Origin of the sequence: Pseudomonas sp. SWRI50 (assembly GCF_014269095.1) — a bacterium.
Taxonomy (GTDB): Bacteria; Pseudomonadota; Gammaproteobacteria; order Pseudomonadales; family Pseudomonadaceae; genus Aquipseudomonas; species Aquipseudomonas kermanshahensis.
In genome coordinates this window covers 98,766-122,229 of the sequence record NZ_JABWRW010000019.1, presented here as the reverse complement: position 1 = coordinate 122,229, position 23,464 = coordinate 98,766, and the positions used below count along the sequence as shown (strand labels likewise).

At 62.6% G+C, this 23,464-nt stretch carries 21 protein-coding genes; 12 read left to right on the top strand and 9 right to left on the bottom strand.

Annotated features, from left to right (window positions below; all coding sequences use genetic code 11):
• Nucleotides 1-62: 62 nt before the first annotated feature.
• Entirely contained in the window at nt 63-1,382 is a 1,320-nt protein-coding gene (locus tag HU750_RS19570) for an OprD family porin (protein ID WP_027595212.1), read from the bottom strand.
• A gap of 469 nt (nt 1,383-1,851) precedes the next feature.
• On the opposite strand from HU750_RS19570, the gene HU750_RS19565 reads away from it, so the two are divergent.
• A complete protein-coding gene (locus HU750_RS19565; protein WP_186681884.1) occupies nt 1,852-3,936 on the top strand; it encodes a TonB-dependent receptor in 2,085 nt (694 codons plus the stop codon).
• Between the two features lie 117 nt (nt 3,937-4,053).
• Here HU750_RS19565 and HU750_RS19560 read toward each other — a convergent pair whose 3' ends face one another.
• Entirely contained in the window at nt 4,054-4,251 is a 198-nt protein-coding gene (locus HU750_RS19560) for a hypothetical protein (RefSeq protein ID WP_027595210.1), read from the bottom strand.
• A 195-nt stretch (nt 4,252-4,446) separates the two neighbouring features.
• The gene (gene aguA / locus HU750_RS19555) at nt 4,447-5,553 is read right to left on the bottom strand and encodes an agmatine deiminase (RefSeq protein WP_027595209.1); all 1,107 of its coding nucleotides are present in this window, start codon (nt 5,551-5,553) and stop codon (nt 4,447-4,449) included.
• Nucleotides 5,554-5,819: 266 nt separating this feature from the next.
• Between aguA and rfbB the strand changes: the two genes are divergently transcribed.
• From rfbB to HU750_RS19520, 7 genes are read left to right on the top strand one after another with little or no spacing between them, the layout of a single operon-like run.
• A complete protein-coding gene (rfbB, locus tag HU750_RS19550) occupies nt 5,820-6,902 on the top strand; it encodes a dTDP-glucose 4,6-dehydratase (RefSeq protein ID WP_186681882.1) in 1,083 nt (360 codons plus the stop codon).
• A complete protein-coding gene (gene rfbA / locus HU750_RS19545; protein ID WP_186681880.1) occupies nt 6,899-7,774 on the top strand; it encodes a glucose-1-phosphate thymidylyltransferase RfbA in 876 nt (291 codons plus the stop codon). The genes rfbB and rfbA overlap by 4 nt, the downstream gene beginning before the upstream one ends.
• Complete coding sequence (gene rfbC / locus HU750_RS19540; RefSeq protein WP_186681878.1) at nt 7,771-8,316, top strand: dTDP-4-dehydrorhamnose 3,5-epimerase; 546 nt, start codon at nt 7,771-7,773, stop codon at nt 8,314-8,316. The genes rfbA and rfbC overlap by 4 nt, the downstream gene beginning before the upstream one ends.
• Complete coding sequence (gene rfbD, locus HU750_RS19535; RefSeq protein ID WP_186681892.1) at nt 8,235-9,173, top strand: dTDP-4-dehydrorhamnose reductase; 939 nt, start codon at nt 8,235-8,237, stop codon at nt 9,171-9,173. Before rfbC ends, rfbD begins: the two co-directional genes overlap by 82 nt.
• A gap of 38 nt (nt 9,174-9,211) precedes the next feature.
• Nucleotides 9,212-11,026 carry a sensor histidine kinase gene (locus tag HU750_RS19530; RefSeq protein ID WP_027595204.1) on the top strand — a complete coding sequence of 605 codons (1,815 nt, stop codon included), beginning with the start codon at nt 9,212-9,214 and terminating at the stop codon, nt 11,024-11,026.
• Nucleotides 11,023-12,432: a sigma-54-dependent transcriptional regulator gene (locus HU750_RS19525; RefSeq protein ID WP_186681876.1), complete on the top strand. Its 1,410-nt coding sequence runs from the start codon at nt 11,023-11,025 to the stop codon at nt 12,430-12,432. The genes HU750_RS19530 and HU750_RS19525 overlap by 4 nt, the downstream gene beginning before the upstream one ends.
• Nucleotides 12,429-12,884: a thioesterase domain-containing protein gene (locus HU750_RS19520; RefSeq protein WP_027595202.1), complete on the top strand. Its 456-nt coding sequence runs from the start codon at nt 12,429-12,431 to the stop codon at nt 12,882-12,884. Before HU750_RS19525 ends, HU750_RS19520 begins: the two co-directional genes overlap by 4 nt.
• A gap of 60 nt (nt 12,885-12,944) precedes the next feature.
• Here HU750_RS19520 and cysQ read toward each other — a convergent pair whose 3' ends face one another.
• Nucleotides 12,945-13,781 (bottom strand): 3'(2'),5'-bisphosphate nucleotidase CysQ, encoded by an 837-nt coding sequence (gene cysQ / locus HU750_RS19515; RefSeq protein ID WP_186681874.1) that lies wholly within the window; start codon nt 13,779-13,781, stop codon nt 12,945-12,947.
• Complete coding sequence (gene nudE / locus HU750_RS19510) at nt 13,778-14,344, bottom strand: ADP compounds hydrolase NudE (RefSeq protein WP_186681872.1); 567 nt, start codon at nt 14,342-14,344, stop codon at nt 13,778-13,780. Before nudE ends, cysQ begins: the two co-directional genes overlap by 4 nt.
• A 64-nt stretch (nt 14,345-14,408) precedes the next feature.
• Between nudE and yrfG the strand changes: the two genes are divergently transcribed.
• Nucleotides 14,409-15,071, top strand: a complete 663-nt coding sequence (gene yrfG / locus HU750_RS19505; RefSeq protein WP_027595199.1) for a GMP/IMP nucleotidase — start codon at nt 14,409-14,411, stop codon at nt 15,069-15,071.
• A 106-nt stretch (nt 15,072-15,177) separates the two neighbouring features.
• Here the strand turns inward: yrfG and lysM are convergent, their stop codons facing one another.
• A complete protein-coding gene (gene lysM, locus HU750_RS19500) occupies nt 15,178-15,618 on the bottom strand; it encodes a peptidoglycan-binding protein LysM (RefSeq protein ID WP_186681870.1) in 441 nt (146 codons plus the stop codon).
• Nucleotides 15,619-15,792: 174 nt separating this feature from the next.
• Between lysM and fdhD the strand changes: the two genes are divergently transcribed.
• The 3 genes from fdhD to HU750_RS19485 all read left to right on the top strand — a co-directional run bounded on the left by fdhD (nt 15,793) and on the right by HU750_RS19485 (nt 19,820).
• Nucleotides 15,793-16,623: a formate dehydrogenase accessory sulfurtransferase FdhD gene (gene fdhD / locus HU750_RS19495; RefSeq protein WP_099452628.1), complete on the top strand. Its 831-nt coding sequence runs from the start codon at nt 15,793-15,795 to the stop codon at nt 16,621-16,623.
• 5 nt (nt 16,624-16,628) lie between these two features.
• A complete protein-coding gene (locus HU750_RS19490; protein ID WP_186681868.1) occupies nt 16,629-18,974 on the top strand; it encodes an FdhF/YdeP family oxidoreductase in 2,346 nt (781 codons plus the stop codon).
• 366 nt (nt 18,975-19,340) lie between these two features.
• Nucleotides 19,341-19,820 (top strand): glycine zipper domain-containing protein, encoded by a 480-nt coding sequence (locus HU750_RS19485; protein WP_099428074.1) that lies wholly within the window; start codon nt 19,341-19,343, stop codon nt 19,818-19,820.
• A 55-nt stretch (nt 19,821-19,875) separates the two neighbouring features.
• Here HU750_RS19485 and HU750_RS19480 read toward each other — a convergent pair whose 3' ends face one another.
• The 3 genes from HU750_RS19480 to hslO form a co-directional block, all read right to left on the bottom strand.
• On the bottom strand, nt 19,876-20,316 hold the full coding sequence (locus HU750_RS19480) for an acyl-CoA thioesterase (RefSeq protein ID WP_186681865.1): 441 nt from the start codon (nt 20,314-20,316) through the stop codon (nt 19,876-19,878).
• A gap of 466 nt (nt 20,317-20,782) precedes the next feature.
• Entirely contained in the window at nt 20,783-22,324 is a 1,542-nt protein-coding gene (locus HU750_RS19475) for a phosphoenolpyruvate carboxykinase (RefSeq protein WP_085273865.1), read from the bottom strand.
• Between the two features lie 179 nt (nt 22,325-22,503).
• Nucleotides 22,504-23,403: an Hsp33 family molecular chaperone HslO gene (gene hslO / locus HU750_RS19470; RefSeq protein WP_027595192.1), complete on the bottom strand. Its 900-nt coding sequence runs from the start codon at nt 23,401-23,403 to the stop codon at nt 22,504-22,506.
• Between the last annotated feature and the right edge of the window lie 61 nt (nt 23,404-23,464).

Here is a 23,464-nt window from a genome sequence, read left to right as displayed (position 1 = left end):
CAAATCTCTGTAGGAGCGGGCTTGCCCGCGATGGGCTGCAAAGCAGCCCCGAGGCCATCCGATCAGAAGATGCTGATCGGGTACTCGACGAATACGCGGACTTCGTTACCGTCGTCGTTGTAGCCGTTCTGCTGTACGGCATTGTTGGTGCGTACGAACGAGCTGCGCAGCTTGACCGACAGGTCTTTGGCCGGGCCGTCTTGAACCACGTAACGGATCTGGTTGAAGATCTCGCGCTCTTTACCTTCACCGAAACCTTGCGGGTTGGCGACGTTGCGGGTGTTGATGTTGTCACCCACTACGTAGGCCAGCTTGTAGGTCAGGCCCGGTACGCCGTAGGCGCCGAAGTCCAGGCCGTAGCCCAGCTGCCAGGAGCGCTCGTCTTCGGCGTTGAAGTCAGACCAGTACGAGTTGGCCAGGTAGATGGTCGAACCACCGTCACCCACGCCGCCAGCGTTCTGGTAGAAGCCGTAGTTGTAACCGGTGCTGCCGGTGCTGCGCTGGTGAGCGATGGTGAACGAGTGCGCACCGTAGGCGTAGGTCGCCGCCAGGCTCCAGATGGTGTTGGAGTCACCATTGAGCTCGGCCGCTTTGACGAACTTGTTGTTGATGTCCGACTTGTAGCCGTTGAAGTCCAGGGTCAGGGACTGGTCGCTGGCGATCGGGAAGACATAGTTCATGCCCAGGTAGTGCTTCTGCATCACGTCTTCGTTGTCTGCGGTGTACAGCGAAGCGGTGAAGTTGTCGGTGAACTTGTAGCTACCACCGAAGACGTTGATCGACTTCAGGCCACCACCGTCACGACGCTCGGCACTTTTGCGCGCTTCTTGGGTGAAGCGGCCGGCGTTCAGTTCCAGGCCCTGGATTTCTTTGGAAGTGATCAGGGTACCGGTGAAGCTTTCTGGCAGCAGACGTGCATCGTCGTACTGCAGCACAGGCAGTGCTGGCATCTGGTCACCGTACTTGAGCACGGTGTTGGAGATGCGGAATTTCACGGCTGCGCCGCCACGGGCCAGGTTATGTGGCGAGCTGGCGTTGCCGTCGGCGTTCTTGGTGTCGTGCGGTTTGAAGAAGTCGACGCCGCCGCCACCGTTGTGGCCTTTGCCGCCGTCCAGACGCAAGGCGTACAGGCCGAATGCGTCGACGCCGACACCGACGGTGCCCTGGGTGAAACCGGAGGAGAAGTTGGCGATGACGCCTTGGCCCCATTCGATCTGGTCATCGGTACCGTGCTTCTTGTCACGGTTGATGTAGGCGTTGCGCAGCAGAACGTTGGCGTGGCTGTCTTCGATGAAGCCCTTGCTGTCGGCCTGCTCATTGGCCTGGGCCTGGGTCGCGGCGATCATTGCCAGTGCGACCAGGCTGATCCTGGTTTTCAACATGTTGTTTTCCTTATTTCTTAATCAAAAACGCTTCGCAATATGACGCCAGGAACCAACGCCCCTTCGTAGGTTCGACGCTATGCGGATCCAGACTGAAAGGCTTGCCGGCAATCGCACGGTGGCCTTTTACAGCAGCATGGCCATGTCATGGCCAGCAGGCGTTGGCCGAATCCTAGCGGTGTGCGATTACAAATGTCAAAAAATCGTGAAATGCAGGTTGATATAACCAAAATTCCCCAGGCCGCTGGTGCATTTCCATGCCTGTTGGCGCTATCAGAGGGCATTTTTTCTTCTGTCAGAAATGTCGCTTTGACCAACCCGGCAGCTTTCATGGGCGCGGAGCATACAACAGCGGCAGTTACAAAGTGATACATATGTAAAGACAACCCTTTACAAATACCCAAGCAACAGTAAATAGCAAGCATTACCATTCGCACCCTTTCTCACCTGCCACGGTCCGGATGCCTCCATGCTTGTACCCTGCCGCCTCTCTCCGCTGACGCTTGGCCTGTCGCTGCTGTTCAGCGCCAGCCTGGCCACCGCTGCCACCACCACCCTGCCGGAAATGTCAGTGACTGCCGAAGGCGAGCGCGAGGAGGACAACCCGCGGGTCAAGGAAGTCAGTACTGCGACGCGCACCTCGACGCCCGTGCGCTACGTGCCCCAGGCCATCGACACGGTCAAGACCGCCAACGTGCTGGACTACGGCAACAACACCCTGGGCAAGGCACTTGAGGGCATCCCCAACGTCAGCAGCGGCGCCGACACGCGCTTCGACAGCGTGCGCATCCGCGGCTTCGAGGCCAGCAACGACTTCTACCTGGACGGCATTCGCGACGACAGCCAGTACATTCGCGACCTGAACAACATCGAGCGGGTCGAGGTGCTCAAAGGGCCCGCAGCGGTGTTGTATGGCCGCGGCAGCCAGGGTGGCATCGTCAACCGCGTCAGCAAGGCGCCGGAGCAGGGCCGCCGTTCGAGCATCGAGGCGCAAGGCGGCAGCGAAGATTTGCGCAGCCTGTACGCCGACCTCAGCGCCGACCCTAGCGATACCATCAGCCTGCGCCTGAACCTGGGCAACCAGGACAACAACAGCTTCCGCGAGGGCATCGATGGCAGCCGCCAGCTGTTCGCCCCGTCGATGAGCTGGCAGCTCTCGCCCGACCTGAACTGGCTGGTGCAGTACGAATACAGCCGCTACAACCGCACACCAGACCGCGGTATCCCCGGGGTCAATGGCCGCCCCGCCGACGTCAGCCGCAGCACCACCTACAGCGATACCCAGCGCGACTACATCGATGACCGCGCCCAGTCGTTGCGCTCGCGGCTCAACTACCAGCTGAACGAAACCTGGCAACTGCGCCACACCCTCGGCCTGTTCAAGCTCGACAGCGAGTTCGACAACACCTACGCGACGGGCTACAACGCCAGCACCAACACCGTCACCCGCCAGCGCTGGCAACAGGACCTGAACACCCGCAACCTGTTCAACAACCTCGAAGCCGAGGGCGACTTCACTACCGTGGGGCTGGAGCACAAGCTGTTGGTGGGCTTGGAGTTCGGCAGCCAACGGCGTGACCCGACCCTGTACACCGCTGCGCCTAATAGTGTGCCCAGCCTGGACGTTGGCAACCCCGACCGCAGCCGGCAGCACACGGGCCCAATGTTGCTGTCGAGCGACAACCACACCGTGGTCCAAAGCCGTGGCCTCTACCTGCAAGACCAGGTCCGCCTGAACGATCAATGGCAGGTGCTCGCCGGCGTGCGTTTCGACCAGTTCGAGGTAGAGACCACCAACAAGGATGGCCTGACCGAGCCGCAGGACAGCAACACCACCAGCCCGCGCCTGGGTGTGGTCTACACGCCGTGGCGAGACCACTCCTTCTATGCATCGTGGAGCAAGACCTTCTCGCCAGTGGGCGGTGGCCTGATCGGCATCACCCCCGGCGCGCCGGGCAACACCAACGACACCGGGCCAGAGCTGACCCGCCAGAAGGAGATCGGGGTCAAGAGCGACTGGTTCGACCAGCGCCTCACCACCACCCTCGCCGTGTATGAACTGGAGCTGTACAACCGCCGCACGCGTGACCCGGAAAACCCGGAAATCACCCTGCTCAGCGGCTTGCAACGCTCACGAGGCATCGAGCTGACCGCCACCGGCAATATCGTCGGCAACTGGTACGTGCGCGGGGGTATCGGCCTGCAGGATGCAACCATCGTCAAAGACAACAATAACCAGGAAGGCAACCGCATCAACGACGTGGCCAAGCGTAATGCCAGCCTGTTCGTGACCTGGAAACCGGAATTGGGCTGGTACGCCGAGACCGGCTTGACGTTGGTGGGTGAGCGTTATGCCGATAACCAGAACACCACGGTGTTGCCAGGCTACGGCCGCTGGGATGCGCTGGCCGGCTACCGCACCCACGACTGGGATGTGCGGGCGGCGTTGAACAACATTGCCGACAAGACCTACTACAGCTCGGCGACTAGTGCGGCGCAGATCCAGGTGGGCGACCCGCGGAGCCTTGTGGTGACGAGCACTTACCGCTTCTGATCTTTGTTGCCTGTACCGGCCTCTTCGCAGCACAAGGCTGCTCCTACAGGGATCGCGCGCCACCTGTGGGAGCAACCTTGTGCTGCGAAGGGGCCAGCACCGGTAAAACCGATGAGATCAGTGCCACACCGCCATCAGCGCCTGCATCTCTGCTTCACTGATCAGCCCTTGCGGGTATCGCCCGGCAAGCAGACGTCGTGGGTCGGTCGTCCTGACCTGGATGTTTCCATGGTGCTTCAACCACTGCGCCAACAGCTTGAGCGATGGGTGGTTAACTGCCGATGGGCACAAAGCCGACTCACTTGCTGCGTTCATTTCCACACGTACTCCTTTGCCCGTGAGCGGCTAATTTACGTAGGCATTGTTACAGATCAGAGAGCCCGACCCATTCGAGCTATCTAATTGAAAAACAATACAAAACGTATGCCACTCAGGCGGCCGGACGTCGCTTGGAAAGGTCACCCGAAAAAAAGGCCCGTCGTATGACGGGCCTTTTTATTCAGGGTGGTCTCAGCGCTTGACTGGCGCCGGCTGCTGCTGGGTCAGGCAGTGGATATTGCCGCCCCCCAACAACAATTCACGGCCTGGGATCATGACCACTTCATGATCCGGGAAGAGCTCGGCCAGGATGGCTCTGGCCTGGGCATCGGCAGGGTCATCGAAGCTCGGCGCGATGATGCCGCCATTGACGATCAGGAAGTTCACATACGAGCCGGCCAGGCGCACCGACGGGTCGCGCTCCTGGCTACCGGCCACTTGGTCGACGCCAGCACACTCTTCAGCCGTGGCGTACAGCGGGCCCGGGATCGGCATCTTGTGCACCACGAACTCACGGCCTTTGGCGTCGCGGGTGTTTTTCAACACGTCCATTGCCGCGTGGCAGCGGGCGTAGTTGGGGTCGTTGGAATCATCGGTCCAGGCCAGTAACACTTCGCCCGGGCGCACGTAACAGCAGAAGTTGTCGACGTGGCCGTCGGTCTCGTCGTTGTACAGGCCGTCCGGCAGCCAGACCACGGTATCGACGGCCAACTGCTCACGCAGGACCGCTTCGATTTCCTCACGGCCCAGGTGCGGGTTGCGGTTACGGTTGAGCAGGCATTCTTCGGTGGTGATCACCGTGCCCTCGCCGTCCACGTGGATCGAGCCACCCTCCAGCACGAAGCCCTCGGTTTGGTAGCGCTGGCAGCGCTCCATTTCCAAGACCTTGGCGGCCAGTTCCTCGTCACGGTTCCAGGGTGCGTAGAGCCCGCCATCGAAGCCGCCCCAGGCATTGAAGCCCCAGTCCACGCCGCGCACTTCGCCTTGGTCGTTGATGACGAAGGTCGGGCCGGTGTCGCGCACCCAGGCGTCGTCATTGCTGATTTCCACGACGCGGATGTTCGGCAGGTCGAGCTGACGGCGTGCGTTCTCGTACTGGCCAGCAGAAACACCCACGGTCACTGGCTCGAAGCGGGCGATCGCCTTGGCCAATGTCACATGAGCGGCCTGTGCCGGTTTGCCACCCAGGCGCCAGTTGTCCGAACGCTCCGGCCAGACCATCCAGACCTGGGTCTGCGGCGCCCATTCAGCGGGCATGTGGAAGCCGTCGGCACGGGGGGTAGAATTGAGGGTTTTCATGGTTAACCTCTGCGTAGGCCCTGAGCCGATGTGCGCTGGGGCGTTGGTCGATGGGGGTAGGAGCAGCGATGGCAAATTTATAACCGATATATATCGGCTTTAAAAGCAAAAATAGCCGATCGGCAAAGCCTTATCCCTTATTAGATCGATATCAATCGGCATATCCATCATGATCACGCTCAAACCCATGATATTTGTCTGCCACCACCCTAGCCGACCAGCTAGGCTGCATGCCATAGAACTTGGTTTACCAGAGGCGACTTGAGATGCGCATATTCGTCACAGGCGGCGCCGGCTTCATTGGCTCGGCGCTGGTCCGTCACCTGATCGGCAACACCGAACACGAAGTGCTGAACCTCGACAAGCTGACCTACGCCGGCAACCTCGAGTCGCTGCAAAGCATCGCCAACAATACCCGTTACGAATTCGTCCAGGCCGATATCGCCGATGCGGCGACAGTCGGTGCCGTGCTCGAGCGCTTCCAGCCCGACGCAATCATGCACCTGGCTGCCGAGTCCCATGTGGACCGTTCGATCGACGGCCCGGCAGCGTTCATCCAGACCAATATCGTCGGCACCTATGCCCTGCTCGAAGCCACCCGTGCCTGGTGGAGCCGCCTGCCTGCCGAGCAGCGCCGTGCGTTCCGCTTTCACCATATCTCCACCGACGAAGTGTATGGCGACCTGCATGGCGCCAACGACCTGTTCCACGAGACCACGCCGTATGCGCCCAGCTCCCCCTATTCGGCGAGCAAGGCCGCCTCGGACCACCTGGTACGCGCCTGGCACCGCACGTATGGCCTGCCGGTACTGATCACCAACTGCTCGAACAATTACGGCCCGTACCATTTCCCTGAAAAGCTGATCCCGCTGATGATCCTCAATGCCCTGGCCGGCAAGCCACTGCCGGTGTACGGCAATGGCCAGCAGGTGCGCGACTGGCTGTTCGTAGAAGACCACGCCCGGGCGTTGCTTGAGGTGGTGAGCCGCGGCGAGGTCGGCGAAACGTACAATATCGGCGGCCACAACGAGCAGAAGAACCTCGACGTGGTGCACGCCATCTGTGCCCTGCTCGACGAGCTGGCGCCACAGCACCCTGAAGGCGTGGCCCGTTATGCAGACCTGATCACCTACGTTCAGGACCGCCCCGGCCATGACCTGCGCTATGCCATCGATGCCAGCAAGATCGAACGGGAGCTGGGCTGGGTACCGCAGGAAACCTTCGCCACCGGGCTGCGCAAGACCGTGCAGTGGTACCTGGATAACCTGCAGTGGTGCCGCCATGTCCAGGATGGCAGCTACCAGGGGGAACGCCTGGGCAATACCGACATCAAGGAGCTCATTGCATGACCAAGGGCATCGTCCTGGCCGGAGGATCCGGCACCCGCCTGCACCCCATCACCCTCGGGGTATCCAAGCAACTGCTGCCGATTTATGACAAGCCGATGATCTACTACCCGATCTCGGTGCTGATGCTCGCCGATATCCGCGACATCCTGCTGATCTCCACGCCTCAGGACCTGCCTCAGTATCGCCAGCTGTTCGGCGATGGTAGCCAGTTCGGCATTCGCATCAGCTATGCCGAGCAGCCATCACCCGACGGCCTGGCCCAGGCGTTCCTGATCGGTGAGGAGTTTATCGGTGACGACTCGGTCTGCCTCATCCTCGGTGACAACATCTTCCACGGCCAGAGCTTCACCGAACAGTTGCAGCGCGCGGTCAGCCACCCCAGCGGCGCCACCGTGTTCGGCTATTGGGTCAAGGACCCGGAGCGCTTCGGTGTGGTCGAGTTCGACGAGCAGGGCAACGCGCTGTCCATCGAAGAGAAGCCACTCAAGCCCAAGTCCAGCTATGCCGTGACGGGCCTGTACTTCTACGACAACGACGTGGTCGAAATCGCCAAAGGCATTCGCCCCTCGGAGCGCGGCGAGCTTGAGATCACCGATGTCACCAATGCCTACCTCAAGCGCGGCGACTTGCGCGTGGAGCGCTTTGGCCGTGGCTTCGCCTGGCTCGACACCGGCACCCACGAGAGCCTGCTGGATGCCTCGCAATATGTGCAAACCATCGAGAACCGCCAGGGGCTGAAAGTGGCCTGCCTGGAAGAAATCGCCTTCAACAAGGGCTGGATCACCCGTGACCAGCTGCTGGCAAAGGCTGAAAAACTCAAGAAGACCGGTTACGGTCAGTACCTGGGCAAATTGGCAAACGAGTCTGCATGAACATCATCCCCACCGAGATCCCTGACGTACTGATCATCGAGCCAACGGTATACGGTGACAGCCGTGGCTTCTTCTTCGAAGCCTTCAATGCCCGCGAATTCGCGAAGCACACCGGCGTCACCGTGAGCTTTGTCCAGGACAACCACTCGCGCTCCGTCAAAGGCGTGTTGCGCGGCCTGCACTATCAGGTGGAAAACACCCAGGGCAAACTGGTGCGGGTGGTACAGGGCGAGATACGCGACATTGCCGTGGACGTGCGCAGGAGCTCGCCCACGTTCGGCAAATGGGTCGCGGTGCACCTGTCGGCCGATAATCATCGGCAATTGTGGATTCCACCGGGGTTCGCCCACGGCTTCTCGGTGGTCAGCGAATCGGCCGAATTTCTCTACAAGACCACGGACTACTACAACCCTGGCGCAGACCGTTGCATCCGCTGGGACGACGCTGAGCTGGCCATCGACTGGCAACTCGCGGGGCCGCCGGTGCTGTCGGACAAAGACAAGGTCGGCGTACCGCTGAGCGAGGCGCAACTGCTGCCATGAAAATCGTCGTCTGCGGCCGTAATGGCCAGGTTGCCCAAGCGCTGCAGGCGCAGTTGGCCGGGCTTGGCGAGCTACACGTGCTTGGCCGCGAGCACCTCGACCTTGCACAGCCCGAGGCCCTGCGCGAGCCGCTGCGCCGGCTCGCCCCCGACCTGATCATAAACGCTGCTGCCTACACGGCGGTGGACCAGGCCGAACAAGAGCCCGAGCTGGCCTTTGCAATCAATGCCCATGGCCCCCGCGTGCTCGCCGAAGAAGCAGCACAGCTGGGTGCGCCGCTCATCCACTACTCCACCGACTACGTCTTCGACGGCAGCAAGGCCACGCCCTATACCGAACAAGACACGCCCAACCCCCTGGGGGTTTATGGCCACAGCAAACTGGCCGGCGAGCAGGCGATTACTGCGGTGGCCGGCCAGCACCTGATCCTGCGCACCAGCTGGGTCTATTCGTTGTATGGGCGCAACTTCCTGCTGACAATGCAGCGCCTGCTGCAGGAAAAACCCCAACTGCGCGTGGTAAACGACCAGATTGGCGCGCCGACCTCTGCCGCTACCCTTGCCGCCAGCACCCGCACGCTGATCGAGCGCTGGCACGCCGGGCAGGCTGGCGACTGGGGCACCTACCACCTCACTGCGCAAGGTGAGACCTCCTGGTTCGGTTTCGCCCAGGCGATCGCCGAGCAGTTGCAGGCGCAAGGGTTACCCTGTGCCGAACTGCAGCCGATACCGTCCAGCGAATACCCCACACCCGCCCGCAGGCCACTCAATTCACGCTTGGACTGCTCACGCTTGGCCCAGCAATGGCACATCAGCCTGCCGCACTGGCAGCAGGCGCTGATCGACTGCCTCAAGTAGCGCATAATTGCGTCAGACTTTTCTGGCGCATTGACCTGATGATCGCGAAACCCACGCCCCCACGCCGTCCCCGCTGGCGCAGCCTGGCCCTGCTGGCCGTGTGCCTGATCCCACTGCTGTGGCCGCTGCATCATCTGGCCGAGCGCTATTACCAGGAAGAGCTGGCCTCGCAGAATCGCCAGACCCTCGACCTGTACGTCGCCAACCTGCTGGGCACCCTGCACCGCTACGAAACCCTGCCGCAAATCCTCGGCGACCTGCCGGCGCTGCGCGGCGTGCTGGCCGACCCGTTCCGCCTGGAAGCGGTGACCAACGCCAACCGCCTGCTCAAGGACATCGTCCAGCAGACCGGTGCCGAGGTCATGTACCTGATGGACGTCAGCGGCAATACCCTGGCCGCCTCCAACTGGGACAAGCACGACAGTTTCGTCGGTCGCAACTTCGCCTTCCGCCCCTACTTCAACGAAGCCATGGCCGGCCACCTGGGGCGCTTCTTTGGCCAGGGCACCACCTCGGCCAAGCGTGGCTACTTCTTCGCCGCCGCCGTGCGCGACCGCGAGCGGATCGTGGGCGTGCTGGTGGTCAAGGTCGACCTCGACCACACCGAAACCCTCTGGGGCCGTACCCCCGAGCAACTGTTGCTGACCGACCATAACGGCGTGGTCATCCTCACCTCTCGGCCGGACTGGCGTTTCCGCGCCACCCGCGCGCTGACCGAGGCCGAGCGCCAGGCGATCATCGCCATCCAGCCGTACCCGACCCAGGCCCCGCAACCCTTGGTGCTGAACCAGGACGCGTGGATCACCCAGACCCGCGACATCAAGGAAACCGGCTGGCAGGTCAGCATCCTCGCCCCGCGCATCCTGGTCGACCGCTCGGTGCAGACGGTGATGGCCATCGGTGCCGGCACGTTGCTGGTGCTGGTGCTGCTGGCCGGCCTGGTGATGCAGCGGCGCCGGCATTACATCGACCGCATCGACTTCGAGGCCCGTGGCCGTCAAGAGCTGGAAAAGCGCGTCGCCGAACGTACCGCCGACCTTGAAGGCCTCAACACCCGCCTCAAGAGCGCTGTGCTCGAACGTGAAAACGCCCAGCAGGAGGCCGTGCGGGCCCAGGACGAACTGGTTCAGGCCGGCAAGCTGTCGGTGCTGGGCACCATGTCGGCGAGCATCAGCCACGAGCTCAACCAGCCGCTGGCGGCCATCCGCAGCTACGCCGAAAATGCCGAGATCCTGCTCGATCACCAGCGCACCGAAGACGCTCGCGGCAACCTCAAGCTGATCGGTGAGCTGACCGGGCGCATGGCCTCGATCATCGCCCACCTGCGCGCCTTCGCCCGCCGCGACCGCCACGCCCCGGAAAGCGTTGCCCTGCAGCCAGCATTGGACGACGCCCTGGCGCTGCTGGCCAAGCGCCGCCGGGCGATGGCCGTCGAGCTGATCCGCGACTTGCCAGAGGCCACGTTGTGGGTGCAAGCCGGCGAAACCCGCCTGCGCCAAGTGCTGGGCAACCTGCTGGCCAACGCCCTCGATGCCCTGACCGAAAAGGCCAACCCGCGCCGCCTCTGGCTGAGTGCCGAACAGCGCGATGGCTACGTCTACCTGTACATCCGCGACAACGGCCCGGGCTTCAGCCGCCAGGCACTGGAGCATGCCAAAGAGCCGTTCTTCACCACCAAGACCCGCACCCAGGGCCTTGGCCTGGGGCTGGCCATCTGCGAAAGCCTGATGCGCGCCCTGGGCGGCGAACTGCTGCTGGCCAACCACCCAGAAGGCGGTGCCCTGCTTACCCTGCAACTGCGCGTGGCGGCACCCGGCGCTACCCTGCCCAATTCGGAGGACCCCTCGGCATGAGCCCCGAGACACTGATCGACAGCCAAGCCCAGGTCATTCTGGTCGACGACGACCCGCACCTGCGCCAAGCCCTGAGCCAGACCCTGGACCTTGCCGGGCTCAAGGTGGTGGCGCTGGCCGATGCCCAAGGCCTGGCCGAGCGCATCGAAGCCGACTGGCCCGGTGTGGTGGTCAGCGACATCCGCATGCCGGGCATCGATGGCCTGCAACTGCTGGAGCAACTGCACGGCCGCGACAGCGAACTGCCCGTGCTGCTGATTACTGGCCACGGCGATGTGCCGCTGGCGGTACAGGCCATGCGTGCCGGCGCCTATGACTTTCTCGAAAAGCCGTTCGCCAGCGACGCCCTGCTCGACAGCGTGCGCCGCGCCCTGGCCCTGCGCCGCCTGGTGCTGGACAACCGCAGCCTGCGCCTGGCCTTGAGCGACCGCCAGCAACTGGCCACCCGCCTGGTGGGCCAGTCGCCGACGATGCTACGCCTGCGTGAGCAGATCGGCGCCTTGGCCGGCACCCGTGCCGATGTGCTGATTCTGGGTGAGACTGGCGCCGGCAAAGAGGTGGTGGCCCGCGCCCTGCACGACCTTTCTAGCCGCCGCGACGGGCCCTTCGTGGCCATCAACGCCGGGGCATTGGCCGAATCGGTGGTCGAGAGCGAGCTGTTTGGCCACGAACCCGGCGCCTTCACCGGCGCGCAGAAGCGGCGTATCGGCAAGTTCGAATTCGCCAATGGCGGCACGCTGTTCCTCGATGAAATCGAGAGCATGAGCCTGGATGTTCAGGTGAAGCTGCTGCGCATGCTGCAGGAGCGGGTGGTCGAACGCCTGGGCGGCAACCAGTTGATCCCGTTGGATATCCGCATCATCGCCGCCACCAAGGAAGACCTGCGTCAGTCCGCTGACCAAGGGCGCTTCCGGGCCGACCTGTATTACCGCCTGAACGTGGCGCCGCTGCGCATCCCCCCGCTGCGCGAGCGTGGCGATGACATTTTGGTGTTGTTCCAGCACTTTGCCGACGCCGCCAGCCAGCGCCACGGCTTGCCGCCGCACACCCTGCAGCCGGCCCAGCGCGCCTTATTGCTGCGCCACGACTGGCCGGGCAACGTGCGTGAGCTACAGAACGTCGCCGAGCGCTTCGCCCTTGGCCTGGAGCTTGCCCTCGACGGCCAGGCGCCCGCTGCGGCAACGCCCACGGCGGCGGTATTGACCGGCAACCTCAGCGAACAGGTCGAACAGTTCGAGCGCTCGCTGATCGCCGCCGAGCTTTCCCAGCCGCACAGCTCGATGCGCAGCCTGGCCGAAGCGCTGGGCATCCCCCGCAAGACCCTGCATGACAAATTACGCAAACACAGCCTCAATTTTGACGGTGGCAGTGGCGGGCACGACGACCAGGAGGACAACCGTCCATGAGCAGCGACAGCCAGTACCTGCAATCCGTACTGCACAGCGACATCCCTCTGACCCGCGAAATGGGCCTGGAGGTCATCGATTGGCAGCAGCACACCCTGCGCCTGCAACTGCCGCTGGCAGCCAACGTCAACCACAAGAGCACCATGTTCGGCGGCAGCCTGTACTGCGCCGCGGTGCTGGTGGGTTGGGGGTGGCTGCACCTGCGCTTGCGCGAGCTGGGCATTGATGACGGGCATATCGTCATTCAGGAAGGGCAGATCAGCTATCCGCTGCCGGTCACCGGCGCGGCGGTGGCCCGTTGTGCGGCGCCGGACGAGAAGGCTTGGGAACGCTTCGTGGCGATGTACCAGCGCCGCGGCCGGGCGCGTTTGACGCTGGAAACCACCGTCAGCAATGCCGGCAGTGACGAGCCTGCCGTGAAATTCAGCGGCCAGTACGTGCTGCACCGCTGACACACACGCATAGACCGAAACAGCGCCTGCTGACCTAGCAGGGGCTCTGTGGGAGCGGGTTTAAGCGTTTTGTTCTTTACACGCCAGATCGATCAAGGCTTGGCGCCAGGCGGCTGTGCGGGGCAAGGCCAGGAAGAATGGATTGAGCAGGGATTCACGCGCCGGGTAGGTGAAGGGCTGGCCATCCAGCCCGATCACTTCGCCACCGGCCCCCTCCAATACGCCCTGTGCAGCGGCGGTATCCCACTGCGACGTCGGCGCCAGGCGCGGGTAGCAATCGGCGCTGCCTTCGGCCAGCAGGCAGAACTTCAGCGAGCTGCCGATATTGGCCAGGTCCAGCTCACCCACCGCCGCCCCTAACCCTGCCAACAGCGCCTCTTGCTCGGGGCTGGAATGGCGACGGCTGGCCACCACCGTGAAACGGCCCTCGGCAGGCGGTGCGTTACGCACCTGGATTGGCTGGGCAGCTTCCCCTGCCTCGGCACGCCACGCACCCAACTGGCGACCACCCAAGTAGCAGCGCCCGTTGGTCGGCATCGAGACCACGCCAAACACCACCACGCCGTTTTCGATCAGGGCGATGTTGACCGTGAACTCTTCACTGCCCGCAATGAATTCCTTGGTGCCGTCCAGCGGGTCGACCAGCCACCAGCGGCTCCAGCCCTGGCGCTCGACCAGCGAAATGTTGCAGTCCTCCTCGGACAGCACCGGGATCTGTGGCGCCAGCGCCAACAGCCCATCAGAGATGATCCGGTGGGCGGCCAGGTCGGCGGCGGTCACCGGGGAATCGTCGGCCTTGTTGGTCACCGCCACGTCGGCCCGCCAGAACGGCAGAATCGCCTCGCCCGCTAGATGGGCCAGCTTGACCACTTCGTGCATCAGTTGCAGGTCGTTCATAGCTCCAGCAGCCCCCGCTGCATCAGCAGATCGCGCGCCAGGTACAGCGCCGCCAAGGCACGGCCCTCGGTAAATTGCGGGTGCATGGCCAGGGCCGACAGCTCGCGCAGGTTGACCTTGTCTACGCCCATGGGCTCTGGTTCGTCGCCCTCGAGGCGTTCTTCATACAGGTCGGTGGCCAGCACCACCTGGATCTTCTGGCTCATGTAGCCCGGCGACAGCGACAACTCGGTCAGGTGTTCCAGCTGCCGCGCACCAAAGCCGGCTTCTTCCTTGAGTTCGCGGTCCGCCGCTGCCAGCACGTCTTCGCCTGGCTCGATCAAGCCCTTGGGCAGCGACAGCTCGTATTCGTCCGTGCCGCCGCAGTACTCCTCGACCAGCACGGCATGCTCGGCATCGAGCATGGCCACGATCATCACCGCCCCGTAACCATTGCCCCGGCCGACCAAGCGCTCATACGTGCGCTCGGCACCGTTACTGAAGCGCAATTGCACGGCCTCGACGCGGAACAGGCGGCTGCTGGCGACGATTTCGCGGTTAAGGACGGTGGGTTTCTGGCGCATGGGGCAGCTCCTTGGCGTGAACGGGTTACTATACCGTGGCTAGCCGACTGAACGAGAGTTTCCCATGCCTGTTCTTCCCTGGTCTGCCATCGATACTGTCCTGCTGGACATGGACGGCACGCTGCTCGACCTGCACTACGACAACCGCTTCTGGCTGGAGCACCTGCCCCAGCGCTATGCCGAGCTGCATGGCGTGAGCCGGGCCATGGCGGAAATGGAGCTGCAGCCTTTGTTCGAGCGCAATGCTGGCACGCTCAACTGGTACTGCCTGGACTTCTGGAGCCGTGAACTGAAGCTGCCGATCCGCGAACTGAAACGCGAGATTGCCGACCTGATCGCCCTGCGCCCCGACGCCGACACCTTCCTGGCCGCCATCCGTCAGGCAGGCAAACGCGTGGTGATGATCACCAATGCCCACCGTGACTCGCTGTCACTGAAGCTGGAGCGGGTGGAACTGGCGCCGTATTTCGAGCGGCTGATCAGTTCGCATGATTATGGCTACCCGAAAGAGAGCCCACAGTTTTGGGATGCCTTGCAGGCGGATATCGGCTTTGAGCCTGCGCGCAGCCTGTTCATCGATGACACATTGGCGATTTTGCGCAGTGCCCAGCGGTTTGGCGTGGGGCATTTGCTGGCAGTGCGCCAGCCCGATAGCCAGGCGGCACCTCGCGACACCCAGGAGTTTGCAGCGGTCGAGGATTACCGGGATTTGCTGGCAGGCCTGTGAGGGCCCTTTCGCGGGTCAAGCCCACAGGTATCCCGCAAAATTGCAGTGTTGCGGGATACCTGTGGGCTTGCCCCGCGAAAGGGCCGGCACAGCCTACAGAGATCTATCAGTCCGGAATACGCAACACCTGCCCCGGGTAGATCTTGTCCGGGTGCGTGAGCATCGGCTTGTTCGCCTCGAATATCTTGTTGTACTGGTTGCCATTGCCATACACGACTAGAGCAATGGCTGAAAGGGTGTCACCCTTTTTAACGGTAACGAACCGCGCAGCCTGAACGACTGGCCCTGTTACCTTGATCTGATCGTCAACGCTGGCCACACCACTGATGTTGCCCGCCGCCAGAATGATCTTCTCCTTCTCCTCCTGGCTGGCCACCTCACCCTTGAGGATGATCTTGTCGCCCTCTACAGTGGCGGTGATGTTCGGATTACCCAGGCCAACCTTTTGCACATGCTCCTTGAGCTGCTCCTCGGCATTGGCATTGCCGGGGGTCAGCAGGTCGATCAACTTCTCGCCGGCTTCCTTCACAAAACTGAACAGGCTCATTGCGTTCTCCTTGTTGATAAAACCTCGGAGCCAGGAGTCTAGGCCAGGATTGCTCGGCCTGCCCCACTGCGACCAATCGACGCGGTCTATCACGGCATAGACCCTAGCGATTAGACGTGACCGGCCCACAGGCCTAGGCTTGTGCTATCAAAAAGCCGCCGGTAGTCAGCCCCGATGAACAGCAAACCTCCGGTCTGCGCGGCCTCATCGCCTTTGGCCTTGCCCGCCGCCAGCAACACCTACGAATACGTCCAGCTCAGCGACGCCGAGCGCGCCAGCACGCCACTGGCCGAAGAAGTGGCCCTGGCCATCGCCTTCAACGGCCTCAATCAGGCCGTGATGCTGGTGAGCCCGACCGACCTGGAAGACTTTGCAGTCGGTTTCAGCGTCGGCAGCGGGATTGTCGAAGGCACCCAGGAAATCTATGACCTCAAGCTTTCTGGCAGCGGTTCGGCGATGTACGCCGACCTGGAAATCTCCAGCCGCGCCTTCTGGAACCTGAAAAACCAGCGCCGCCAACTGGCCGGCACCAGCGGCTGCGGCCTGTGCGGGGTCGAAGCCCTGGAGCAGGCACTGCCAGAGCTTGCCGAACTGCCCGGCGCGCCACTGCCGCCCGCGCACTGGCTGGCTGGCCTGCGCCAGCGCATCGACGCCTTCCAGCCGCTAGGCCAGCATTGCGGCGCGGTGCATGCGGCACTGTTCATGGACCGTAATGGCGAGCTGTTGCTCGGCCGCGAGGACATTGGCCGGCACAACGCCCTCGACAAACTGATCGGCGCCCTGCTGCGCCAAGGCATCGACAGTGAAGGCGGCCTGGCCATCGTCACCAGCCGCTGCAGCCTGGAGCTGATCCAGAAGGTCCTGCGTGCCGGCATCCAGACCCTGGTCAGCCTGTCGGCGCCCACCGGCCTTGCCCTGCAATGGGCACGCAAGCACAACCTCAACCTCATCCACTTGCCCAAGCACAGCGCACCGCGGGTCTACAGCCCAGCGGCGGAGTCGTAACAGCCGTGACCTCGTACCAGCACCTCCCGGACAACGCCCCAGCCTCCTCCCCTCGCTACAAGCCCTACCACGGCCCCGCCGGTGGCTGGGGGGCGTTGCGCAGCGTGGCCAAGGCCTGGGTCGGCAGCGACAATGCACTGAAGAACATTCGCGCCCTGCTCAAGACCAACCAGAATGGCGGCTTTGACTGCCCTGGCTGCGCCTGGGGCGATTCGCCGGAAAGCGGCATGGTCAAGTTCTGCGAGAACGGCGCCAAGGCGGTCAACTGGGAAGCCACCAAGCGCCGCGTCGATGCCGCCTTCTTCGCCCGCTACAGCGTCAGCGCGCTGCGCGAGCAAAGCGATTACTGGCTGGAGTACCAGGGCCGCCTGACCGAACCAATGGTCTACGACGCGCAACGCGACCATTACCAGCCCATCAGTTGGGAGGCGGCCTTCGCCCTGATCGCCCGCGAACTGAACAACCTGGCAACCCCTGACCAGGCCGAGTTCTACACCTCGGGCCGTGCCAGCAACGAAGCCGCGTACCTCTACCAACTGTTCGTGCGCGCCTACGGCACCAACAACTTCCCGGATTGCTCGAACATGTGCCACGAAGCCAGCGGCGTGGCCCTGGGGCAAAGCGTCGGCGTCGGCAAGGGCACGGTGACCTACGACGATTTCGAGCATGCCGATGCGATCTTTGTCTGGGGCCAAAACCCCGGCACCAACCACCCGCGCATGCTCGACCCGCTGCGCGATGCGGTTAAACGCGGTGCCCAGGTGGTGTGCGTCAACCCGCTGAAAGAGCGCGGCCTGGAGCGCTTCCAGCACCCGCAGAACCCGCTGGAGATGTTGACCAACAGTGACCGGCCGACCAACACTGCGTTCTTCCGCCCGGCCCTGGGTGGCGACATGGCGCTGCTGCGTGGCATGGCCAAGTTCGTCCTGCAGTGGGAACGTGAAGGCCAGGCCAAGGGCGAGCCTGCGGTCTTCGACCACGCCTTCATTGCCGAGCATGGCCACGGCGTCGATGACTACCTGGCCGTGGTCGACGCCACTTCGTGGGAACACATTCAGGCGCAATCCGGCCTGACCCTGGCCGACATCGAGCTGGCCGCGCGCATGTACTGCCGTGGCAAGCGGGTGATCATGTGCTGGGCGATGGGCATCACCCAGCACCGCCACTCGGTGCCGACCATCCAGGAAATCGTCAACCTGCAGATGCTGCGCGGCAACATCGGTGCGCCAGGCGCCGGCCTGTGCCCGGTGCGTGGCCACAGCAACGTCCAGGGCGACCGCACCATGGGCATCAACGAGCGCCCGCCGGTGGCCTTGCTCGACGCCATCGAAAAGCGCTTCAACTTCCCCGTGCCGCGGCACAACGGCCACAACACCGTCGAAGCCATACACGCCATGCTCGATGGCCGCGCCAAGGTGTTCATCGGTCTGGGCGGCAACTTTGCCCAAGCCACGCCAGACACCGAGCGCACCGCGCAGGCGCTGCGCAACTGCGAACTGACCGTGCACATCAGCACCAAGCTCAACCGCAGCCACCTGGTCCACGGCAAGCAGGCGCTGATCCTGCCGTGCCTGGGCCGTACCGACATCGACCTGCAGGCCGATGGCCCACAAGCGGTGACTGTGGAAGACTCGTTCAGCATGGTCCATGCCTCCAACGGCCAGTTGAAACCGCTGTCGACGCAGATGCGCTCGGAGCCTGCGGTGGTTGCCGGTATCGCCGCCGCCACCCTGGGCGAACAACCGGTCGACTGGCACTGGCTGGTGGCCGATTACGACCGCATCCGCGACCTGATCGGCGACACCATCCCCGGCTTCAGCGGCTTCAACGAACGCCTGCGTGAACCGGGGGGCTTTTACCTGGGCAACAGCGCCGCCAGCCGCGAATGGAAGACCGCTACCGGCCGCGCCAACTTCAAGGCCAACCTGTTGCCGGACACCTTGCTTGATGAAAGGGTGCGAGCCAGCGGCCAGTTGCCCGACCTGATCATGCAGTCGATGCGCTCGCACGATCAGTACAACACCACCATCTATGGCCTGGATGACCGCTACCGCGGCGTGCGTGGCCAGCGTGAAGTGCTGTTCGCCAACGAGGCCGACATCGTCCGCCTGGGCTTCCAGCCGGGGCAGAAGGTCGACATCGTTTCGTTATGGGGGGACGAGCATGTGCGCCGTGTGCACGGTTTCACATTGCTGGCCTTCGATATCCCGGCGGGGCAAGCGGCGGCTTACTATCCCGAAGTGAACCCGCTGGTGCCGCTTGAGAGCATTGGCGATGGCAGCCATACGCCGACGTCCAAGTTCATTGCCATCAAGCTTGAGCGGGCGCGGGATAACAATCGGATTATCTGACATTCGCTGCACAATCTTTGTAGGAGCGGCCTTGCGTCGCGAAAGGGCTGCGCAGCAGCCCCCAATTTCGGCGTCGCCGCAAATATTGCTGGGGCCGCTTTGCGGCCCTTTCGCGACGCAAGGCCGCTCCTACAAAGCCAGCGTATGACTGCGCGGAGCGTAACCGCCAAAAACGAAAAAAGCCCTGTTCCGCAACGGTTCAGGGCTTTGTCATAAATACCTCTGACAGCCAAAAAACGATAAAGTTTCACAGCAAATACAGCAACTTAGAGAATTGTGTACAACTCGTGCTACTCGTCGGATTTCAATTGCCAGCCGCGCTCCATAGCCTCAAATTCGCCTCGTCATCCCTATGAGGCTCTCTTGATGAAGAAGTACTCCTCGATTCTGTTGTTGTCTTTCAGCTTGCTCAGCGGCGTTGCCATGGCCGGTGGCAATACCGAGGCCGGCATTGGCGGCGCATTGGGTGGGGTACTCGGCTCCGTCGTGGGCAACTCCATCGGTGGTAGCACAGGCGGCGCGATTGGTGCCGGCCTGGGCGGCGCCGCCGGCGGCGCACTGGGTGCCGACAAACGTCAGCGTGGCGAAGCCGCCATTGGTGGCGCACTGGGCGCTGCAGGCGGTAACGTGGTCGGTCGCTCCGTGGGCGGTACCACCGGTAGCTACATTGGTGCAGCAGCCGGCGGTGGTGCCGGTGGCGCGCTGGGTAACTACATGGGTAACAAGGCCGACGACGACGAGCGCCATGACGATCGTCGCTACCGTCGCAGCTATGACGACCGCCGTCACTACGACCGTGGCCACCATTACGGCCACCGCAAGCACAAGCGCCACTGGCGCGACTAATGCCTGAGGGCCCAGCCCTGGCAACAAAAGCCCCGCCCGCACCGGCGGGGCTTTTTTATGCCTGTTGCCCGAGCTGAAGGCCAACGAGCACTACCTGCAGCGCCTCTGGCAACGGCACAGGCCGGCCGCTTGCCCGCTCGATGAACACCTGCACCACCGTCCCCGCCGCACAGGCGTCTACTTCACCCGGGCGATACAGGGCCAACCGGTACTCCACGGTACTGCCCGCCAGGCGCGTCACGCCCAGCCCCACCTCAAGCACATCCGGAAAGCCCGGCAGGGCGAAGAAGTCTGCCGCCGAACTGACCACGAACGCCGCCAGCGCACCTTCGCGCAGGTCGAATTCGGCCTGCTCCACCAGAAACGCCTGAATGGCGGTTTCGAAGAAGCCATGCACGGTGGTACCGGCGATATGGCCGTTGTGGTCGTTGTCTTGCGGGCGGGTGAGGATGGGGTGGAAGTGGGTGAATGCGCTGCGCTGTGGGGCTTCAGTCATTTGTCTGTCTCGCGAGGTCGCAATGAATGCTATCAGTGAAACAGAAATTACGGACGTGTTGTGTATTTGCTGGCCGAGAGATGGGGTGAAGGCTGCCAGGTGCTTGTCTTGAGTTCTGAGGTGGTGCGCAAATCGAGCGCCGCCCGCGCGGCGCTTCGCAGCACAAGGCTGCTCCTACATTTGTTTCGGGCCAATGCATCCTGAGGCAGAGGCGCGCAGCCCTTTTGGCGCCCACCTCGATATCGTGTGGAACAAACAAGGCGGTCGCGCGCGTTGGTACAGGCGTTACTGGCCCGAAACAGATGTAGGAGCAGCCTTGTGCTGCGAAGCGCCGCGCGGGCGGCGCTCGTTCTCATGGGCGCTAAAGATGCTGTGGCGAACACCTCCGAGCCAAGACGCATGATCAAAACAAACTAAAAAAAAAGCCGCCCCTAAGGGCGGCTTCCTCGTTGCAACTGGCGGCAGCTTACAGCTGTGGGCCAGCAGCCTTGATCGCGTCGGAAACTTCGAATTTCTTGAAGTTTTCGATGAACAGCTTGGCCAGGCCTTTGGCCGCTTCATCGTAAGCGGCTTTGTCAGCCCAGTTGGTGCGCGGGTTGAGCAGCTCGGTGTCGACGCCCGGAACGGCTTTTGGCACGTCCAGGTTGATGATGTCCAAGTGCTCGGTTTCGGCGCCTACCAGTGCACCGCTCTGGATCGCAGCGATCACAGCACGGGTGGTCGGAATGCTGAAACGCTTGCCAACGCCGTAGCCACCGCCGGTCCAGCCGGTGTTGACCAGGTAAACCTTGGAGTTGAAGCCGTTGATGCGCTTGATCAGCAGCTCGGCGTACTCGCCAGCCGGGCGCGGGAAGAACGGCGCGCCGAAGCAGGTGGAGAAGGTCGACTTGATGCCGCCGCCCGAACCCATTTCGGTGGAACCAACCAGCGCGGTGTAACCGGACAGGAAGTGGTAAGCAGCCTGTTCGTTGTTCAGGATCGAAACCGGAGGCAGAACGCCAGTCAGGTCGCAGGTCAGGAAGATGACCGCGTTAGGCTCGCCACCCAGGTTCGCTTCGGAACGCTTGGCAACGTGCTCCAGCGGGTAGGCCGCACGGCTGTTCTGGGTCAGGCTGACATCGGTGTAGTCGGCGTGCTTGTTGGCGTCGAGTACGACGTTTTCCAGCACTGCGCCATGCTTGATGGCTTTCCAGATGACCGGCTCGTTCTTCTCGGACAGGTCGATGCACTTGGCGTAGCAGCCGCCTTCCATGTTGAAGACAACGCCTTCGCCCCAACCGTGCTCGTCGTCACCGATCAGGTAACGGCTTTCGTCGGCCGACAGGGTGGTCTTGCCGGTGCCGGACAGGCCGAAGAACAGGGTCACATCGCCTTCTTCGCCGATGTTGGCAGCGCAGTGCATTGGCAGCACGTCAGCGGCCGGCAGCAGGAAGTTCTGCACCGAGAACATGGCTTTCTTCATTTCACCGGCGTAACGCATGCCAGCGATCAGCACCTTCTTCGCGGCGAAGTTGATGATCACGCAGCCGTCGGAGTTGGTGCCGTCACGCTCAGGCTCGCACACGAAGTTGGCAACGTTGAGCACTTGCCACTGGTCACGGCCAGCCGGGTTGTACTGTTCAGGGTTGATGAACAGGCAACGGCCGAACAGGTTCTGCCAAGCAGTCTGGGTGGTCATCTTCACCGGCAGGTAGTGCTCGGCAGCGGCGCCTACGTGAACGTAGGAAACGAAGTGATCCTGGGCGTTGTTGAACGCCTCGACGCGGTCCCACAGGGCATCGAACTTGTCGGCCGGGAACTTGCGGTTGATCGGGCCCCAGGAAATGGCATCCTGGGTGGAAGGTTCTTCGACGATGAAACGGTCAGCCGGCGAACGGCCAGTACGGTGCCCAGTCTCAACGACCAGTGCGCCGGTATCGGCTAGTACGCCTTCACCGCGTTGCAGCGCTTCTTTTACCAGCTCATCGACGCTCAGGTCGGTGTACACGGTGTTGTTGGCTTGCGTCATGAGATACCCCATCCGGCCCGAGGCCGAGTGCTCCAAACGTTTTGTAGTTGTCTGTAAAAAACTACTACAGCGAAAAAAGTGGCCGGATTATGCCAGAAAAGCCCAAAAAAAGTAGGCCCCTCCTGTCGTAACCGCGCTTTTGCGCAATTAGACAGGAGATTTCCCTGCAATTAATCGTTTCAGTGGCGAGTTTCTGAGGCCGTGTCCGTGCCGCCACCCGCAAACAGTTGCGCCACATCGCTTGCATCGAAGAAATAGCGCTCGTTGCAGAACTGGCAATCGATCTCCACCTTGCCACCACACTCCTCGACCAACTGCTTGGCGTCGTGCTCGCCGAGGCTGACCAGCGCATTGCCGGAGCGCTCGCGCGAGCAGCTGCAGTGGAAGCGCAGGGGTTCGATGTCAAACAGGCGCACGGCGTCTTCGTGGTACAGACGGTGCAGCAAGGTTTCGTTGTCTTCTTGCCACTCTTCAGGCTTGAGTGTCTTGGCCAGGGCTACAACGTGCTGCCAGCTGTCCTCGCGCTCTTCGTCGTCCGGCTGGCGATCACGTGGCAATTGCTGCAACAGCAGGCCGCGGGCCTTGCCATCTTTGGCATCGAGCCAGAAACGGGTGTTGAGCTGTTGCGACTGAACGAAGTAATTGGTGAAGCACTCCGACAGGTTGGCACCGTCCAGGTCAACGGTCCCCTGGTAGCGCTGGCCGTTGACAGGGTCGATGGTCAGCGTCAGATGGCCGTCGGGCATCAGCTGCGCCAAGGTCGCGTCGGCAGGAATCTGATCGGCTTCGTAACGGGCCACGCCGCGGATTTCGCGCTCGCCCGAGCATTCCACCATCAGCAGCGGGATCGGCCCCTGGGAACGTGCCTGCAGGATCAGCAGGCCGTCGAACTTCAGGGCACCCACCAGCAATGCGGTGGCGGCCATCAATTCGCCGAGCAGCGCGGCTACGGGTTGGGGGTACGGGTGACGCGCCAGCACTTCGGCATAGCTGCGGTCGAGCCCTACCCACTCACCGCGGATATCGCGGTCGTCGAAGAGGAAACGTTGGGTGAAATCAGTATCCGGCAATTCGCTCATAGGTTCTGGCTATCTGAAAATGATGACAAAATGGTTACACGGCGTTTCGAAATACTGCGAA

Excerpts from the sequence above, each read along its gene's own strand:
- HU750_RS19560 (WP_027595210.1), bottom strand. The coding sequence starts at position 4,251 with ATGAACGCAGCAAGTGAGTCGGCTTTGTGCCCATCGGCAGTTAACCAC.
- rfbA (WP_186681880.1), top strand. The coding sequence starts at position 6,899 with ATGACCAAGGGCATCGTCCTGGCCGGAGGATCCGGCACCCGCCTGCAC.
- HU750_RS19475 (WP_085273865.1), bottom strand. The coding sequence starts at position 22,324 with ATGACGCAAGCCAACAACACCGTGTACACCGACCTGAGCGTCGATGAG.
- HU750_RS19485 (WP_099428074.1), top strand. The coding sequence starts at position 19,341 with ATGAAGAAGTACTCCTCGATTCTGTTGTTGTCTTTCAGCTTGCTCAGC.
- hslO (WP_027595192.1), bottom strand. The coding sequence starts at position 23,403 with ATGAGCGAATTGCCGGATACTGATTTCACCCAACGTTTCCTCTTCGAC.
- HU750_RS19480 (WP_186681865.1), bottom strand. The coding sequence starts at position 20,316 with ATGACTGAAGCCCCACAGCGCAGCGCATTCACCCACTTCCACCCCATC.
- yrfG (WP_027595199.1), top strand. The coding sequence starts at position 14,409 with ATGCCTGTTCTTCCCTGGTCTGCCATCGATACTGTCCTGCTGGACATG.
- lysM (WP_186681870.1), bottom strand. The coding sequence starts at position 15,618 with ATGAGCCTGTTCAGTTTTGTGAAGGAAGCCGGCGAGAAGTTGATCGAC.
- rfbB (WP_186681882.1), top strand. The coding sequence starts at position 5,820 with ATGCGCATATTCGTCACAGGCGGCGCCGGCTTCATTGGCTCGGCGCTG.
- HU750_RS19530 (WP_027595204.1), top strand. The coding sequence starts at position 9,212 with ATGATCGCGAAACCCACGCCCCCACGCCGTCCCCGCTGGCGCAGCCTG.
- HU750_RS19565 (WP_186681884.1), top strand. The coding sequence starts at position 1,852 with ATGCTTGTACCCTGCCGCCTCTCTCCGCTGACGCTTGGCCTGTCGCTG.
- HU750_RS19520 (WP_027595202.1), top strand. The coding sequence starts at position 12,429 with ATGAGCAGCGACAGCCAGTACCTGCAATCCGTACTGCACAGCGACATC.
- HU750_RS19525 (WP_186681876.1), top strand. The coding sequence starts at position 11,023 with ATGAGCCCCGAGACACTGATCGACAGCCAAGCCCAGGTCATTCTGGTC.
- nudE (WP_186681872.1), bottom strand. The coding sequence starts at position 14,344 with ATGCGCCAGAAACCCACCGTCCTTAACCGCGAAATCGTCGCCAGCAGC.
- aguA (WP_027595209.1), bottom strand. The coding sequence starts at position 5,553 with ATGAAAACCCTCAATTCTACCCCCCGTGCCGACGGCTTCCACATGCCC.
- cysQ (WP_186681874.1), bottom strand. The coding sequence starts at position 13,781 with ATGAACGACCTGCAACTGATGCACGAAGTGGTCAAGCTGGCCCATCTA.
- HU750_RS19570 (WP_027595212.1), bottom strand. The coding sequence starts at position 1,382 with ATGTTGAAAACCAGGATCAGCCTGGTCGCACTGGCAATGATCGCCGCG.
- fdhD (WP_099452628.1), top strand. The coding sequence starts at position 15,793 with ATGAACAGCAAACCTCCGGTCTGCGCGGCCTCATCGCCTTTGGCCTTG.
- rfbC (WP_186681878.1), top strand. The coding sequence starts at position 7,771 with ATGAACATCATCCCCACCGAGATCCCTGACGTACTGATCATCGAGCCA.